This is a genomic window from Synergistaceae bacterium (assembly GCA_017540085.1).
Classification (GTDB): domain Bacteria; phylum Synergistota; class Synergistia; order Synergistales; family Aminobacteriaceae; genus JAFUXM01.
This window is the reverse complement of sequence record JAFYBQ010000028.1, coordinates 36938-52703: the sequence shown is the minus strand read 5'-3', so window position 1 is coordinate 52703 and position 15766 is coordinate 36938. Positions and strand designations below refer to the sequence as shown.

General features: G+C 51.0%; 17 protein-coding genes. 1 reads left to right on the top strand and 16 read right to left on the bottom strand.

The genetic code is table 11. From position 1 onward, the window contains the following. Window positions 1–25: 25 nt before the first annotated feature. The 11 genes from rsmI to IKQ95_05650 form a co-directional block, all read right to left on the bottom strand. Window positions 26–844 carry a 16S rRNA (cytidine(1402)-2'-O)-methyltransferase gene (gene rsmI, locus IKQ95_05700; GenBank protein MBR4196191.1) on the bottom strand — a complete coding sequence of 273 codons (819 nt, stop codon included), beginning with the start codon at window positions 842–844 and terminating at the stop codon, window positions 26–28. Continuing rightward, window positions 844–1911, bottom strand: a complete 1068-nt coding sequence (locus IKQ95_05695) for a metallophosphoesterase (protein MBR4196190.1) — start codon at window positions 1909–1911, stop codon at window positions 844–846. The genes rsmI and IKQ95_05695 overlap by 1 nt, the downstream gene beginning before the upstream one ends. 18 nt (window positions 1912–1929) lie before the next feature. Continuing rightward, window positions 1930–2694 (bottom strand): methyltransferase domain-containing protein, encoded by a 765-nt coding sequence (locus IKQ95_05690; GenBank protein MBR4196189.1) that lies wholly within the window; start codon window positions 2692–2694, stop codon window positions 1930–1932. Beyond that, entirely contained in the window at window positions 2678–3271 is a 594-nt protein-coding gene (gene rdgB, locus IKQ95_05685) for an RdgB/HAM1 family non-canonical purine NTP pyrophosphatase (protein MBR4196188.1), read from the bottom strand. The genes IKQ95_05690 and rdgB overlap by 17 nt, the downstream gene beginning before the upstream one ends. Further along, complete coding sequence (locus IKQ95_05680) at window positions 3268–4029, bottom strand: GerMN domain-containing protein (GenBank protein ID MBR4196187.1); 762 nt, start codon at window positions 4027–4029, stop codon at window positions 3268–3270. The genes rdgB and IKQ95_05680 overlap by 4 nt, the downstream gene beginning before the upstream one ends. A 19-nt stretch (window positions 4030–4048) precedes the next feature. Then, a complete protein-coding gene (locus IKQ95_05675; GenBank protein ID MBR4196186.1) occupies window positions 4049–6205 on the bottom strand; it encodes an N-acetylmuramoyl-L-alanine amidase in 2157 nt (718 codons plus the stop codon). A 5-nt stretch (window positions 6206–6210) separates the two neighbouring features. Further along, entirely contained in the window at window positions 6211–6729 is a 519-nt protein-coding gene (locus IKQ95_05670; protein MBR4196185.1) for a purine-binding chemotaxis protein CheW, read from the bottom strand. Between the two features lie 96 nt (window positions 6730–6825). Then, the gene (locus tag IKQ95_05665) at window positions 6826–7725 is read right to left on the bottom strand and encodes an ROK family protein (protein ID MBR4196184.1); all 900 of its coding nucleotides are present in this window, start codon (window positions 7723–7725) and stop codon (window positions 6826–6828) included. Next, window positions 7726–9438, bottom strand: coding sequence for a phosphoenolpyruvate--protein phosphotransferase (gene ptsP / locus IKQ95_05660; GenBank protein ID MBR4196183.1), 1713 nt, complete (start codon window positions 9436–9438; stop codon window positions 7726–7728). Window positions 9439–9442: 4 nt separating this feature from the next. Next, complete coding sequence (locus IKQ95_05655) at window positions 9443–9700, bottom strand: HPr family phosphocarrier protein (GenBank protein ID MBR4196182.1); 258 nt, start codon at window positions 9698–9700, stop codon at window positions 9443–9445. A gap of 107 nt (window positions 9701–9807) precedes the next feature. Beyond that, window positions 9808–10140 (bottom strand): hypothetical protein, encoded by a 333-nt coding sequence (locus IKQ95_05650; protein ID MBR4196181.1) that lies wholly within the window; start codon window positions 10138–10140, stop codon window positions 9808–9810. Between the two features lie 171 nt (window positions 10141–10311). On the opposite strand from IKQ95_05650, the gene IKQ95_05645 reads away from it, so the two are divergent. Further along, entirely contained in the window at window positions 10312–11277 is a 966-nt protein-coding gene (locus tag IKQ95_05645; protein ID MBR4196180.1) for a Gfo/Idh/MocA family oxidoreductase, read from the top strand. 263 nt (window positions 11278–11540) lie between these two features. Here the strand turns inward: IKQ95_05645 and dnaK are convergent, their stop codons facing one another. From dnaK to hrcA, 5 genes are read right to left on the bottom strand one after another with little or no spacing between them, the layout of a single operon-like run. After that, a complete protein-coding gene (gene dnaK / locus IKQ95_05640; protein MBR4196179.1) occupies window positions 11541–13367 on the bottom strand; it encodes a molecular chaperone DnaK in 1827 nt (608 codons plus the stop codon). A 17-nt stretch (window positions 13368–13384) separates the two neighbouring features. Continuing rightward, entirely contained in the window at window positions 13385–13663 is a 279-nt protein-coding gene (locus IKQ95_05635; protein MBR4196178.1) for a hypothetical protein, read from the bottom strand. Continuing rightward, window positions 13660–14082 (bottom strand): 5'-methylthioadenosine/S-adenosylhomocysteine nucleosidase, encoded by a 423-nt coding sequence (mtnN, locus tag IKQ95_05630; GenBank protein ID MBR4196177.1) that lies wholly within the window; start codon window positions 14080–14082, stop codon window positions 13660–13662. The genes IKQ95_05635 and mtnN overlap by 4 nt, the downstream gene beginning before the upstream one ends. A 1-nt stretch (window position 14083) precedes the next feature. After that, the gene (locus IKQ95_05625) at window positions 14084–14611 is read right to left on the bottom strand and encodes a nucleotide exchange factor GrpE (protein ID MBR4196176.1); all 528 of its coding nucleotides are present in this window, start codon (window positions 14609–14611) and stop codon (window positions 14084–14086) included. A gap of 5 nt (window positions 14612–14616) precedes the next feature. Beyond that, complete coding sequence (gene hrcA / locus IKQ95_05620) at window positions 14617–15630, bottom strand: heat-inducible transcription repressor HrcA (protein MBR4196175.1); 1014 nt, start codon at window positions 15628–15630, stop codon at window positions 14617–14619. Window positions 15631–15766 lie beyond the last annotated feature (136 nt).

The following is a 15766-nucleotide window of genomic DNA, read 5'->3' as shown; positions in this document are numbered from 1 at the left end:
ATTTTACTCATATATACGCAAAAAATCACGTTAAGCGCGACTCTGACAATATATATTTCTTTATGTCATTCTTAGGGACTCCGAATCTTTCTGAGACTGACGAGGCAATATCCTTCACGCTTAGGCCGGACTCATACATTGAGCGGGCTTCTTCCTTCCATGAGTCATTAATGCCCTCAGAATTACAGCCCGAAATCACAAGCACTAATTCACCTTTCACGCCGTCATTAATTTTCGCGAGAATGTCATTCAGAGTCCCGCGTATAGTCTCCTGGTACACCTTGCTGATTTCCCGCACTAACGCCGAGTCCCTGTCCCCGAAAACTTGAAGCATGTCGGCAATGTCCCTCGCTATTTTGTGCGGTGAGACGTAAAAGCATAATGTCCCGGCAAAATCCTTCACGCCCTCAAAGAGTCTGACTCTCTCCCCGTGTTTCTCAGGCGGGAATCCCATGAACATGAACGGCTGAGGATTGAGTCCCGACAGAAGCACGGCAGGTATTACGGCGTTCGGGCCGGGGAGAACATCGGCGGGGAGTCCCTCATCTATCGCCCGGCGCAATAATATCCATCCCGGATCGGAGATTCCCGGAGTCCCTGCGTCAGAAATCACCGCGATATTTGCCCCCTCCCGGAGTTTTTGCAGGAGGAAGGGAAGTTTGTCGTTCTCGTTGTGAATGTGAAATGATGTCAGCGGCCTGTGAATGTCGTAGTGCTGAAGAAAGATTGATGAAGTCCGCGTGTCCTCGCAGGCTATAATGTCGGCCTCACGAAGGACACGGAGCGCACGCAAAGTTATATCTTCAAGATTCCCGATCGGGGTCGGGACTAGAGTCAGCGGCATTATTTTTCCCGCACAATATCAACAATCGTAACTTCAGGCGGAACAAACAATCTCATTGCGGCCTGGTTGAACCCGGCACCGTTGCTGACGTAGACATATCCCCCGGCTTTCTGTGTGAGACCCTGCCGGCTGTGGAGTGCCATGTTCTTGAAGTAGCCCAGCGGCCAGAACTGCCCCCCGTGAGTATGCCCCGAAAGCATGAGGTCAAAATTTCCGTCCGCGTCATTCGGGACTCCGGGGCGGTGTTTCAGGAGGAGGACGAATCTTTCTTTGTCTTCCGGCTTGAGGTATGGCCGAATCCAGCCGTATTTGACATCATCGAGTCCCAAAACCGTAATGCCGTGAGTCTCCCTGCGCTCGTTTATGAGAAGGTCATAGCCGCATTCACGGATAACGCCTTCAACATTCACATCAAGAATAATATAATGCTCGTGATTCCCGTTGACCGCAAAAGCTCCGTAACGCGCATTTTTCGCCGCCTCACGCAGTAATTCAAGCTCCTGCTTCCTGCATGACATATCCCCGTCAAGAATATCACCGCCAAGCATCACTATATCCGGGCTTGCGTCTGAGACAATTTTCATGACCCGCTCAAGATGATTCAGAGTCGATACTCCGCCTATATGAACGTCAACAAGGAACGCGACTCTGATTCTGTCCGTGCCTGCGGGAAGTTTCTTTGTCGGGACTGTAATATATCTCGGCTGAATGTTATACGCCTCCCACATGCTGTAGACCGTAACAATAATCATAAGAATGACGGAGCATAATGCTTTCTGTTTCGTGAACGGCGCGAATCTCGCAGCAATGCACACAAGAAGGAACGCAATAAAACCGTAAAGCGTAATGATAATGACATTCATATTCAGGGCGCGTACAATCTCCGCAAAATGATAGGGGAAAAAGTCATATTCCGCGTTTCTGAAATCAAATCCCGCAGCGAATCCCAGCGCAAGCCACAAAATCAGAATCACCGCAAAAATATTCAGCGCGGTTTTCGGGACTCCCGCCTCATTAAGTTTGCGTAAAATAAATAACAGTGCGCCTAATGCTAATGCCTCGTACATAATGTAAATAGAGCCTCCCTATATATTTCCGTCAGGCTGGTACGCCTTCAGGATTTCGGATGTATAATTCCCGCTCCCGTCCCTCACATAAAGCGGGGGAAGCAGGCTGAGTCCTTCTCCGCCGTCCTTCACGCACTCAAGTAGGAATATCCCGGAATTGTGATTTATATCCGGGTAAACGGGGCGCAGTCTCTTGGGTATTATGCGGTGATTTCTCATTGCCGACAAAAATCCGTCAAGCCTCAAACTTGCGAACACCGCAAAGAGTCTCCCCCGGCTCTTGAGGACTCTCCGCGCTAATTCTCCGACATCATCAGGGGCGCATGAGACTTCAAGACGGGCTGACGTTCGTGACTCATCGGGGCTTTCACGCCCGGCCATGACGGACGAATACGGCGGATTAATCACGAGAGCGTCAAATTTCCCGGAAGGCAGAAGACTCTTCACGCGGAAATCTCCCGCAATGAATTTCACCCTGCCTGAAAGATTATTATTCTCCGCGTTGATTTCGGCTATCCTCACTAATTCCGGCTGAATGTCGACTCCTGTAACATGAATATTCCCGTAACGCTGTGCGAGTATCAGAGACACCGCCCCGGACGCGCACCCGGCCTCTAATATCTCGTGCGTCCCTGAGCGGACTTTCACCCACGCCGACAATAAAACCGTGTCCATGTTCACACGCGGGCCTGTGAGGGGCTGTATCATTCTCACGCTCCCGAAAAGAACATCATCGAACGTTGTCTCACTCATAAATTTCTTGGGATTATTTCTGAACGGCAAGCTGTATTTTCCTGAATGCGTCTGCCCTGTGGGAGATATTATTCTTGACATGGCCGGACAATTCCGCGAATGTCTGATTGTAGCCGTCCGGCAAAAATACAGGGTCATAGCCGAATCCGTCATAGCCTCTTGCTGACTCGGTGATATTCCCCCGGCATTCTCCTTCCGTGATGAGCGTATATTCTCCCGGAACGCACAAGCATAATGCCGCGGCGAATCTTGCCGACCTTTTCGCGACTCCTTCAAGCTGACCGAGAAGCCACGAAACTTTATCCGAGTCCCCGCCCTGAATCACTCTTGCGGAATACAGACCCGGCGCACCGTCAAGCGCGTCAACCTCAAGCCCGGAGTCATCAGCAAGGCACGGAAGCCCGGAATATTCAGCCCATGCGCGAGCCTTCAGCATAGCGTTTTCGGCGTAAGTCTTCCCGGTCTCGTCAACAATCATCCGCGAAATTTCAGGGGCAAAAATTATCTCATCAGCAAAATTTTCACCCGCTACTCCGCGTATTATCTCGGTGAACTCCCTGTACTTGTTCTGATTTCCTGTCGCTATGATTAATTTTGTGAATGTCATGATTTTTGCGGGAGCTTCCATACTGATGAGAGGTCTACAATTCCGCCGTTGCTGGGAGACTTTGAGTCGAGCAGGAATCTTACTTCCGATACGGGCGAAAAGTTTTCCTGCAGTGTCCGCACTATGCTTGTGATAAGGAGAAGTGATTTCTGCTTGCCTATAACGTTAAGGGAGGAGGCAAACTGCCCCGGCATGTCAAGAAATGCTGTATCCTCATTCCTGAACACGTGAAGCAGCCTTATCCTGTCGGCGTTCGGGACACCGCTTAATGAAATTATTTCGTTGACGGCATCCCGCATGTTATCTTCTCTTGTCTGTACGAGGAAATTCCGCCTGACCTCAGCTATAGTGTCATCTTTGACGTGATATATATTGATTGAGACCTGCTGAACGTCAGCCCCGGACATAAGAGCTTTGCGGGCGGCCTGTTCTCTTTCTGACTCTTCAAAGCGCGACAAGTCTTCCTGATTCTCGATTCTGTTTTCGGGCTTGAGGAATAATTTTTTGTTGAGGAAATCCACAACCCACGACGTTCCCAGATAGCCAAGCACAAAGCAAAGCAGTATCACTCCCAGTAATGACAATATCCGCAGGAGGAGCGGAGTCGGTTTTTCCTCGTCATAATCCTGCGGGAGCGGTCTCGGCTTTTTGTGCTGAAGAATGCGCCTGCGTGCTTCCGCTTCTGCCATAGCCTGCTGTGCCTGCCTGCGCCTGTTGGGAATCGGTCTTCCTGTGTCATTTCGTCTTAAAGGCGGCATGAATTATCACCTTCCTGTATCACTTTATGTAGTTTGCGATTCCTTCAGACATCGCGGCCGCTATTCTCTGCTGGTATTGCGGTGTCGTAAGAATCCGGGACTCGTTTGCGTTTGTTACGAATCCTATCTCAAGCAAGACCGCCGGCATTCCCGCGCCACGTAACACAAAGAAAGGAGCCTGCGCGACTCGTCTCATCGGGAGTCCGCTTCTCACTCCGGCATTGTAGAGCATGGCCGCAAAATCTGTACTCTCGGAAATTTTGTTGTTCTGCTGAAGGTCGCCCAATATACGCAGGAGCATTTCTGTTTTCCTGTCTACGTTCTCTGTGTCCATTCCTTTGCCCTCGACATATTCGCGGTTCTCGGCTTTCGCGAGGTTCATTGCGTCCTTGTCTGTAGGAAGAGCCATGATATAAATCTCGAATCCCGTCATTGATTTCTTGTTTGGCAGGGCGTTTACGTGAACGCTTACGAACAAATCAGCTCCGACATTATTGGCTATGTCTGTGCGTTCCTGTAGCTTGAGATAAATATCTGTGTCCCTTGTCATTACGACGTTGTAGCCTTTTTCGGTTAAAGCGCGTTTCAGTTCGAGTCCGACAGCGAGATTCACATCTTTTTCGCGGACTCCGTTGTCCATTGCGCCGGGGTCTTTTCCTCCGTGCCCTGGATCAATTACGACAGTTTTCCTGCCGTTGTTGATTCGGCCTAACCTTTGAGCGGCCTGCGGGCTTGTGGGAATTGTGATAGTGCTGGGAGGGGTCATGACCGCGGGGAGTTTGGCGGGGGGTTCGGGCTTAGGGTCAGCGGTAATTTCCGGGTCAGGCGCGGAAGGAGTCTGCGCTGTCTGAGTCTCTGACACCTGCCCGGGAAGGCGTATATTTTCGGGTGCTGGCTTTGGTGCAGTGCCGATTATGTTCGCGTCCTCCGGGTAAAAGAAATCGAACACTATACGGCGGGGATTATTCAGCACGAGCTTTTCGGCCTTAGTGATTCCCTTTGGCGTGAACACTAAATCAACGCCATCGGAGGCGGATTTGATTTCGGCTTTGATATTTTCGGCAAACGGAGAAGCGATGCTCTTTGAGTTTTCGAGGCTTGACTCAAACAGCGCGTGAAGTTTCCCGTTATCCATATAGACCTGCGGATCTGACTCTTCACCGGCCATGATTACGGCGCGGATTTTCTTGTTTGTGCCTTCCTGTGATGTCCATCGTATGCCCTGAATCACTCCGCTGTAGTTGCTGCCTCTCTCTGATTTCGAGTCGCCCGGCTCAAATATCTGCATACGGGGCTGAGGCTTTCCGGCGTGTTTCTTGGGTGATGATTTTTCCGGGAGCTTTTCGGGCTGTTCTGTCTGTGAAGGCTCTGTGATTGTCTGCTGTGATGATTTTTCCGGGAGCTTTGCTGTCTGCGGCTGTGAGGGCTGTATGTCCTGCGAGGCAGTCTGGGCTGATTCGGCCTGAGTCCTTTCGCGCAGTGCCTCCAATAATATCGCGTCAAGGTCTATGTCATCTTCAGCCTTTGCGGGAGTCTCAGGTTCTTTTGCGACAGTTTCGGACGGCTCCGGGACAGAAGGAGTCTGCGGTGTGGCTGTCGGGACTGCCGGAGTCGCTGCGGGGACTCTTGCGGCTTGCGGAGTCGGAGTCGGTGATGATGGCACTTGCGGAGTCTGCGCTGTGGGTGATTGCGGGGTTACTGTAGGAGTCTGCGCGGTAGTCTGAGTCCCGCTGAACTGCCCGAAATCGCCGGGGCGCGAGGCGGTGTAGCCTGAAATTTTCGCGAACCTGAGACGGTTTTCGACTCCTCTCCCCGCTAAAGCCTGAAACAATGCCGCGACACTATGAGAGTCCAGCCAGAATTTTCCGTCCTTCTCGAACGGCGCAGAGTATAACGGGACAATCGCATACCCTCTCCACCCCGCCGCAGAGCCAAGCGCGACACGGATAACCGCATTTCCCCGCGTCAGTGTAAGCTCGTCATCCTTGCGCTTTGACTTGAACCCGAAAATCCGCCCGGTGTCCTCAACAGAAACACACAGCTGCGAATTGTTGTCGACAGAAGGAACAGCCCCGATATTGTCCTGCCCCCTGTAGAGAACCGCATCAGCAAATGCGGACGCGCATAACGTCATCACGAAAATCACGAAAAACGCGCCCAGTAAAATTTTACGCATATGAATTACTCGCTGTCCTCTAAAATCTGGTCAAGCTCAAACAGGTTAGACACGTCAAGAAGCAATATTAGCCTGTCATCAGCAGGCTTGGCCACCCATAAGACATAGCGGCGATCTATCGCTGATGACAATTTCGTTGCTACTTCAAGCTGTGAGTCATATATCGTCAGCACTTCCCGCACAGAATTTACTATCATTCCGAATGTTACTTCATTGACGGAGATAACGACTATACGCGCCTCATCTGTGAGGGGATGTCCGGCCATGCCTATTTTCATGTGCATGTCGAAAACCGGCACAATCGTCCCGCGCAGATTAATGACTCCGCGTATATATGCGGGTGCGTTCGGGACTCTAGTGATGAATGACGGAACGCGCACAATCTCGCGCACCATGTTCACATCAACGCCGAAATTCTCAAGTCCCAGCTTGAACACAAGATTGATATGCTCCTCGCCGAGCGACTCTACGTCAATATCTCTGAAATCCTGATTTACTTCTTTTTTCACTGGTTCGTCAGCCATAAGAATTTTCCTCTCTGTAAGAATTGCCCTGTGCTGAATGGAGAATCCCCGCCCCGTGTCAGCAAAAAGGGCAGGGATTGTATTTTGTCCGGGATATTATTCTTCCGCCGCCATTGCAGCGAGCTTCAATGCGCCCATTATGCCCTGATTTCCGTTGAGGGCTGCGGGCGACACGTAAGCGTTCATGTTGCGGAGTTCCTTTGTGTCGATGTAATTGTTGATGTATTCCGCAAGATATTTCCTGATGAGCGGGAACAATTGAGTCTGGCTCATGATTCCGCCTCCGAGTATGATTTTCTGCGGGCTTAACACCATAGTGATGTCCGTCAATGCCTGTGCGATATATTTCGCTTCAAGCTCCCAGACCTCCGGCATGTCGGCGAGTTCCTTGCCCGGTTTGCCCCAGCGTTCCTGAACAGCAGGGCCGCTTGCCATTCCCTCAAAGCAGGCTCCGTGCGAGGGGCAGTGTCCCTTGTAGTCGTCGCCGTCAACCCTCACCATGAAGAGATGACCTGCCTCCGGGTGAAGCATTCCGTGAATGAGATTTCCGCCTGACATCGCGCCCATTCCGATCCCTGTGCCGATGGTGAAATATACCGCGTCCGTGAGTCCCTGAGCGCAGCCCCATGTAGCCTCGCCGAGAAGTGAGCCGTTCACGTCCGTGTCAATGCTGACGGGAATATTCAGCGCGTCTTTCAGCGTTGTGAGGATGGGATAATTGCGCCACGGAATTTTGGGTGTGTTGAGGATGTTGCCGTAAGTTTTCGATTTCGGCCTCACGTCAACAGGCCCGAAGCAGGCGATTCCGAGAGCTGTAATTCTGTCTTCCTCCGGGAGATCTGGCGATACTTTTGCTTTGAAGTACTCGATGATTTTCGGCATAGTCTCGTCAGGTGTCGTTGTAGGAATTGACTCCTGATCTAATATTTGTCCGTTTTCGTTGCCGACAGCGCAAAGCATTTTTGTTCCGCCGGCCTCTAATGCTCCGTATAACATCTAGCTAAACAACCTCCCAAAAAATCCCTTCTGCTTGGGTGCCTGTACTGTTTCGGGCTTTTCCTCAGCTTTCGGGGATTCAGTTTTGTATTTCGACAGGTCAACATTCCGCACATTTCCGCGCAGGGGTAAAATGCTTTTCGGGTTGACTGAAAGCTCATCGACTCCCCATTTCAGGAAATCTTCCGTCAATGTCGGGTCAGCTCCCAATTCACCGCAGATTCCCACCCATGTGTTATGGCGGTGTCCTGCCTCTATTGTTTCGCGTATGAGCCTGAGAACAGCGGGGTGATGTGTGTTGGCGAAAGGCTCAAGACTCGCGCTCTGTCGGTCAATAGCGCACGTGTACTGCGTCAAGTCGTTCGTTCCGAGCGAGAAGAAGTCAACCTCCTCGGCTAATTCGTCAGCGCACAAAGCCGCGGCGGGTGTCTCTATCATTATACCGATTTGGTACTCGCCAATCTTCACGCCCTCCGACTCAAGCTCCTTTTTGCACTCGTTCAGAATCTCCTTGCATTTCACGACTTCCCAGCGGGATATTATCATCGGGAACATGATACCGAGATTGCCGAACGCTGAAGCCCGGAGCAGTGCGCGTAACTGACGCTTGAAGAAATCCGGCCGGGTAAGGCAGATTCGCACAGCCCTGAAACCGAGCGCGGGATTCTCTTCTTTGTCGAGATTCATATAGTCGATTGTCTTATCCGCGCCAATGTCGCACGTTCTTATGATTACCATACGGGGCGCGAGTCCCTCAAGCACCTGCTTGTACGCTTTGAACTGCTCTTCCTCTGTCGGGTCTGTCTTGCTGTTGAGGTAAACGAACTCCGAGCGGAACAAGCCGACTCCCTCTGCGTCATTCTCGATTACGGCTTTAACGTCTTTCGGCCCGCCTATGTTGGCGTAAAGTTTGACTTTCCTGCCGTCTTTTGTAACGCTGGGCTGTCCTTTGAGCTTCTGCAATTCCTCTTCTTTGCGCTTGTCCTCGGCCTGCTTTGCTGAAAGCTCGTCAATGATTTTCTGCTCCGGCTCAATGTAAATGCAGGAGTTGTAGCCGTCAAGAATGGCAAATTTTCCGTCCCAATCGTCTGCTATATCATGGCACTGAATCAGAGTCGGCCAGTTCATAGAGCGGGCTAAAATTGCGGTGTGGCTGTTGGAGCTTCCGAGACGTGTAACGAGTCCAAGAAGTAAAGACTTGTCGAGCTTGACGGTTTCGGAGGGGGCTAAATCTTCCGCTACGAGGATGGCGGGTTCTGTCCCCTGAAGGCTTGAAGTGTCAGCACCGAACAACACATCAAGCATTGAGTTTTTGAGGTCGACAACATCCGCGCTTCTTGCCCGGAAGTATTCATCTTCCATTTCGCTGAACTGCTTTGCGGCCTCGTCAAATGCTTCTCTCACGGCGTATTCTGCTGTATGACCCTCGGCCATGATCTCTTTGCACGGGTCTATGAGGGTGTCCTCATCGTCAAGCATCATTGCGTGAGCCTCGAATATTCCGGCGGTGTCCTTATGTCCGGCTTTCATTTCTTTGTCATAAAGTGCGTTCTGATCCTCCTGAACTTTGACGCGGGCGGCCTCGAAACGCGCTAACTCCGCTGAAATGTCGCTGACAAGCTCCTCACTTATTTCGTAGACGGGAGCCTTGTAGATTTTTATTTTGCCGATTGCTATCCCGTTTACGATTTTCGTGCCTTTGAAGGTTTTCATGGCACTAGAAATTCTCCTTCATGAACTTCTCCAAGGCGGCGGCGCAGGCTTCTTCGTCTTCCCCCTCGATTCTCACGAGGACTTCATCACCCTGCTTGATTCCCATTCCCATGAGCTTCATGAGGGCGGTTGCTTTTGCTGACTTCTCGCCTTTGATGAATGTTGCTGTGCTCTTGAAGTTCTTTGCCTCTTTGACGAGGAGTCCGGCGGGGCGTGCGTGGATGCCTACAGGGTCGGTGATGGTGTACGTAAATTCCTTCATGACTGTGTGCTTCCTTTCTGTGTGATATGAATAAAGCTGTGCAATTTGTACCGGGATATTGTTACGGGAAATTATAATACAAACAGCGGGATTTTTGCGCCTATGTGCTACAGTGCCTGCCTGTTTTCCCAGATGAGTCCTCCTGCCTGGCACGCGGGGCATATGCAGTACTTGTTGCCCTTAGTTTTTGACTCCCTTGCTTGTTCCGCCATAGCTTTGGCTTTCTCAGCTCCGAAAAATTTTGCGCCCGACTCAGATTCGCAAAGCCCTATAAGTTCGTCCACCGAGCGTACATCAGCCTCAAGAGCTTTCACGAGAGCCTCCGCCGATTCTCTGTCCTGATTCTTGACGTAGGACTCTGCCGCTGACTTTATACTTTTGCAGACTGACGGAGCCGCGATTAACTCTTTGACTTTCGCGAGGATTTCCTGTTTTGTCATAATGATTCACTCTCTCTGATTTGGGATTTTGATTTATGATACCACACCGCCGAATTTGCAAAGTCAGTGAGAAAAAAATATAATCATGAAAATTTCCGTGCCACAAAAATTACGTATTTTGTGATAAGTAACAATAGAGATATTTTTCACAAGGGGAAGGATTCGCAAATCATGACAAAGAAAGTAGCGGTTATAGGTGTAGGGCATTTAGGCCAGCATCATGCGAGGATATACACGGAGCTTCCTGACGCACAGCTTGTAGGGGTTGCCGACAGCGACATAGACCGGGCAAGATTCATCGGCGAACATCTCGGAGTCCCTGCTTACGGCTCACTTGACGAATTAATCACCCGAAAATCGCCTGACGCAATATCGGTAGTTGTCCCGACGAGCCAGCACTACGAAATCGCAAAGAAAGCACTTGAGGCCGGGATTCACGTCCTTGTCGAAAAACCTGTAACTGTGAAACCTTCAGAGGCCGGAGAATTATTAGAGCTTGCCGACAAAAAGAATCTCGTGCTTCAGGTCGGCCACATTGAACGCTTCAACAGCGCAATACGCTACATATCACAGATACCCTGCCGCCCCGTATATCTTGACGCGAGGCGCACAGCACCATTCACGCCGCGAATCAATGATGTAGGAGTCGTTCTTGACCTTATGATTCACGACATCGACATAGTGATGTCCCTTGTTCCGTCAAGAATCGCGAGGATTGCCGCGACGGGGGCATGTGTTTTCACGGAGCATGAAGACATTGCCGACGCTCACATAACGTTTGAGGACGGGACACTGGCGCATATACTGACATCGAGGTGCGCACAGAAGAAATGCAGACAGCTTGAGGTTGTCGAGCGCGAGAGACAGATTACGGTGAACTATGAGCTTCAGACGGTGCAGATTTCGCGGTGCGTGAACAATCCTGAAGGCCAGGTAGAGATCAGAGAGACTCCCGTTTTCCCGAAAAGCGAGCCGCTGAAGTTGGAGCTTGCCGATTTCGTGCGGTGCGTGAGGGAACATAAGCAGCCTGTTGTAGGGGGCGGGGACGGCAAGAAGGCTCTTGAAGTTGCCGTAGAGATTCTGAGGCAGATACATGACGGAGAGTCGCAGGGAGCAAAATTTCCTGCGGCGGTTTGACGGCTGAACATCACACAATAATTTCTGCGTTGTATTTTGGGCGGGGATTGCTTCTGAGTGTAGGAGCGTCCCTGCTTTCGTTGAGGGGCTTCACTGTTTCTCGGCCATGCTGTCAGCGCGATTCCTGAATTTTTTGCCAATGCGGGGAGTCTTCTTGCGGAGTAAGATAAAAATAAGGCAGTAAAGGACTTGAAGATAGGGGAATGGGAAAGTCCTAACTGCCACACATACCGCGATAGGCGCGGGGATTATGTCAATTTACACTAATTTTTGTCGCTGAACTCCGCGTCTACTGTGTCATTGTCATTTGCCTGATGTCCCGGATTCGCGCCCGCATTGGGATTCGCGTTCGGATTCGGGCCTGCCTGCTGATAGAGCCTTGCGCCGAACTCCTGCATTGTTTTCGTGAGGTCATCTTTGCCCGACTTCATTCCGGCTTCATCGTTGGACTCAATTGCTTTCTTGAGCGCGTCAATTTTCGTGTTGACCCGGCCTTTCTCTTCCGGGGTCATTTTCTCGCCTAAGTCCCGCATTAACTTTTCTGCCTGGAACACTGCCGCGTCTGCCTCGTTCTTTGCCTCTGCGCTGGCGCGTTTCTTTTCGTCATCGGCGGCGTGGTCTTCCGCGTCTCTCTTCATGCGCTCGATGTCATCTTTTGACAGGTTGGACGACTGTATAGTGATTTTCTGCTCCTTGCCTGTTCCCTTGTCCTTTGCTGAAACGTTGAGTATACCGTTCGTATCAATGTTGAACGTTACCTCAATCTGCGGTATTCCTCTCGGAGCGGGGGCGATTCCGTCAAGCGTGAACTGTCCGAGCTTCACATTGTCCTGCGCCATTGGCCTTTCGCCCTGGAAGACAGCTATCTCAACCTGCGGCTGATTGTCCGCTGCTGTCGTGAAGACCTGCGAAGCCTGCGCGGGGATTGCGGTGTTGCGCTCAATCATCTTTGTCATGACTCCGCCGAGCGTCTCAATACCCAGAGTCAGCGGCGTAACGTCAACAAGCACTATGTCTTTGTGATCCCCCTTGAGGATTGCGCCCTGAATGGCGGCTCCTGCTGCGACGCATTCATCCGGGTTGATTCCCTTTGTGGGTTCTTTGCCGAGAAGGTCAACAATTTTCTTCTGCACCATCGGCATACGTGTTGATCCGCCTACCAGTAATATTTTGTCGACTTCTGACGCGCTGAGGCCGGAATCCTGCAATGCTCTCTGTGTCGGCTTGATTGTGCGGTCAAGAAGATCTGCCGTCATGCTCTCGAACTGCGCCCGCGTCAATTTCATCTCCAAATGTTTCGGGCCGGTCTGATTCGCCGTAATGAAGGGAAGTGAGATTGTTGTCTCGGTCATGTTGGACAGCTCAATTTTTGCCTTCTCTGCGGCTTCTCTGAGTCTCTGCATGGCCATTGAGTCTTTTGACAGGTCAATGCCTTCTGCTTTCTTGAACTCAGCCGACATCCATTCTACTATCCTGTTGTCCCAGTCATCACCGCCGAGCCTGTTATCGCCCGCAGTCGCAAGAACCTCGAACACTCCCTCGCCGACATCAAGAATACTTACATCAAACGTTCCTCCGCCCAAGTCAAACACAAGAATTTTGTGCTCGTCCTTCTTGTTTTCGCCGTAAGCAAGGCAGGCCGCTGTAGGCTCGTTGATGATACGGAGAACTTCAAGCCCGGCGATAGTCCCTGCGTCCTTTGTGGCCTGTCTCTGTGCGTCCGTGAAATATGCCGGCACTGTGATTACTGCCTGCGTTACAGTTTCGCCGAGATAGTCTTCCGCGTCGCGTTTGAGCTTCTGTAGAATCATCGCTGAGATTTCCTGGGGAGTATATTTCTTGCCGTCAATTGTTACGCGGTAATCCGTTCCCATTTCGCGCTTGATTGACATTATTGTGCGGTCTGCGTTGACGATTGCCTGACGTTTCGCGAGCTGTCCCACGAGCCTTTCGCCGTCTTTCGTGAACGCTACCACAGAAGGAGTCGTCCTTGCTCCCTCGTTGTTTGCGATTATTGTTGTCTGGTCGCCTTCCTGAACCGCTATGCATGAATTTGTTGTGCCTAAATCTATTCCAACTACTTTAGCCATGTTTATATTGTCTCCTTCTACATGTGTAAATTTTCTGCCATATATTTTGTTACTGAGGCGCATAACCTTGCTATATCGGCCTCAACTTTCTTGTAATCCTCAACAGGCGTTCCGATTTTGTCAGAAATTGCCCGGACTGAAACGAACGGTATATCATTCAGGCAGCAAACCTGCCCTATCGCGCCCGCTTCCATCTCTATGCAGTCCCCTTTGAACGCTGAAATTATCGCGTCAAAAATTTCCCGCTTTGAGTGGAACTGATCCCCGGAGCAAATACGCCCCTCGATGACATTCACCCCCGGTGCGACAGCGTGAACAGCCCGACAGCTTCCGCCCTTAATGCCCCGTCAGCCTCAAACGCAATTTTCCCCGTGTAGGGAATCTCCCCGGCCCTGAAGCCTATGTGCGTTACGTCAAAATCATCCTGCACCGCGTCAACGGACACTACAATGTCGCCGATGTTGAGACTGTCATTCAATGCCCCTGCAACGCCCGTGTTGATGATGTGAGTCGCGCCGAAAGTGTCAATCAGAATCTGCGTACAGACTCCCGCGTTGACCTTGCCCATTCCGCATTTTGCGATTACTGCCTCATTGCCGCCTAATTTCCCCTCGGTGAAAATCATTCCGGCTTTGACTGTTTCGCGGGTGATATTCATTGCTTCCCTGAGCAGGCTCACTTCAGAGTCCATAGCTCCGATTATGCCGATCTTCACACTATTCACCTGTTTTTTTGCCGACTATGACCTTTGCCGGGCGCAAAACCCTGTCTTTTGTCCTGTAGCCTTTGAGGACTTCCGCGACTATAACGCCGTCAAGCGAGGGGTCATCAACATTCTCCGTGCCTGTTGCGTCATGAAGTGAGGGGTCAAACTTTTCGCCGTCTGTCTTTATGACGCTGACTCCGAGTCCCTCAAGAACTCCGACAAACTGACGCTGTACCATCTCGACTCCCTTCACGATTCCGGCGGGGTCATCACTGCTTGCCATCAATGCCCGGTCTAAGTTGTCGAGAACAGGCAAAAATTCTGTTACTGCTTCCTCTTTTGCGCGGGTTCGAGTCTCGGAACGCTCTTTGATTGTCCGCTGACGGAAGTTGAAGAAATCCGCCCTCACTGTTTTTATTTCCGTTTTGAGGCTGTCAATTTCTTTCTTCAGCTTGTCGGACTCGGAGTCTTCCGGCTCGTCATTCTCTGTAATTTCCGGCTGTGCTTCTTCTTCCTCCTCTAATTTTTCCTCGTCCAATGTCATCACCTCCCTGATGAGTCCTCGTCAAGAATGTCTGCTACAGTTTCAAGAACGCTTATAGATTTCTCGTAGTCCATTCTCAGCGGCCCGATTAGACCTAACACGGCTTTTTGCTGACGGGGGCGCGCTGGTATGAGGATCATTGCGTTGTCCTCCATGCCCTCGGTTTCGTTTTCCTCACCAAGCGTGATATTAAGGGCTTTGCTTTTGCGGCATTTCTCTATCATCTGGGCAAGGGGCTTTTCCTGCTCTAGGAGATTCAAGACGGCCTGAATCCGTGAGACTGTCTGAAACTGCGGTAAGTCAAGAATATTCCTTGCGCCTGAGCTGAAAAACTTGTAATTCTGCTCCGTCAAAAATCTGTCAAGCTCCCTTATTGCGTCCCTGCATGAAGTCTCAGCCTCAGTGAGTCCCGATGAAGCGTACTGATACAGAATCTCTTTGACCTCGCTCCACGAATGCCCGCCCGCAAAGGCGTTAATCCTCCTGCTGAACTCCTCAAGCGTTTTCGCGTCAACCTCATACGGAAGCGTGAACTGCGAATGATGGACGAGTCCGCCTTTAAGCACAATCAGCGCAAGAATGTTGTTGCCTCCCATGAGTATGAAGTCGATGTGCTGAATCTCTGCGTTCTCAAGTGCCGGAACCGCCGCGACCGCCACACAGTTTGTGAGGCGCGCCATAAGGTGAGTCACGTGCCTGAGAAGGGACTCGATTCCGCTCTTGCTGCCGAGAATTTCCTGCTTTATGTCTTCAGACTGCGAATGATTCCGCGCCCTTGACGTTACGGAGTCGACATAAACCCGGTAAGCCCTCGCTGTAGGGAGCCTCCCTGATGACGAATGCGGCTGATAGAAGTATCCCATCTCTTCGAGGTCTGCCATCTCGTTGCGGATTGTGGCGGGGCTGAGTCCCTTTATGTATTTTCGGACAATCGTGCGCGACCCGGCCGGCTCTCCTGTCTTTATGTACTCATACACTACCGCAAGAATTATGCTTAACTGCCTTTCCGTCATTTGATTTTTCACCTCCTGTTATGATTTTAGCACTCACACACAAAGAGTGCCATTACGATTTAGCGCGGATAAGATTAGCAGAGAGACTCTAAAATGTCAACATTAACGGGAAAACTAATCTGCTATAATCGCGGCA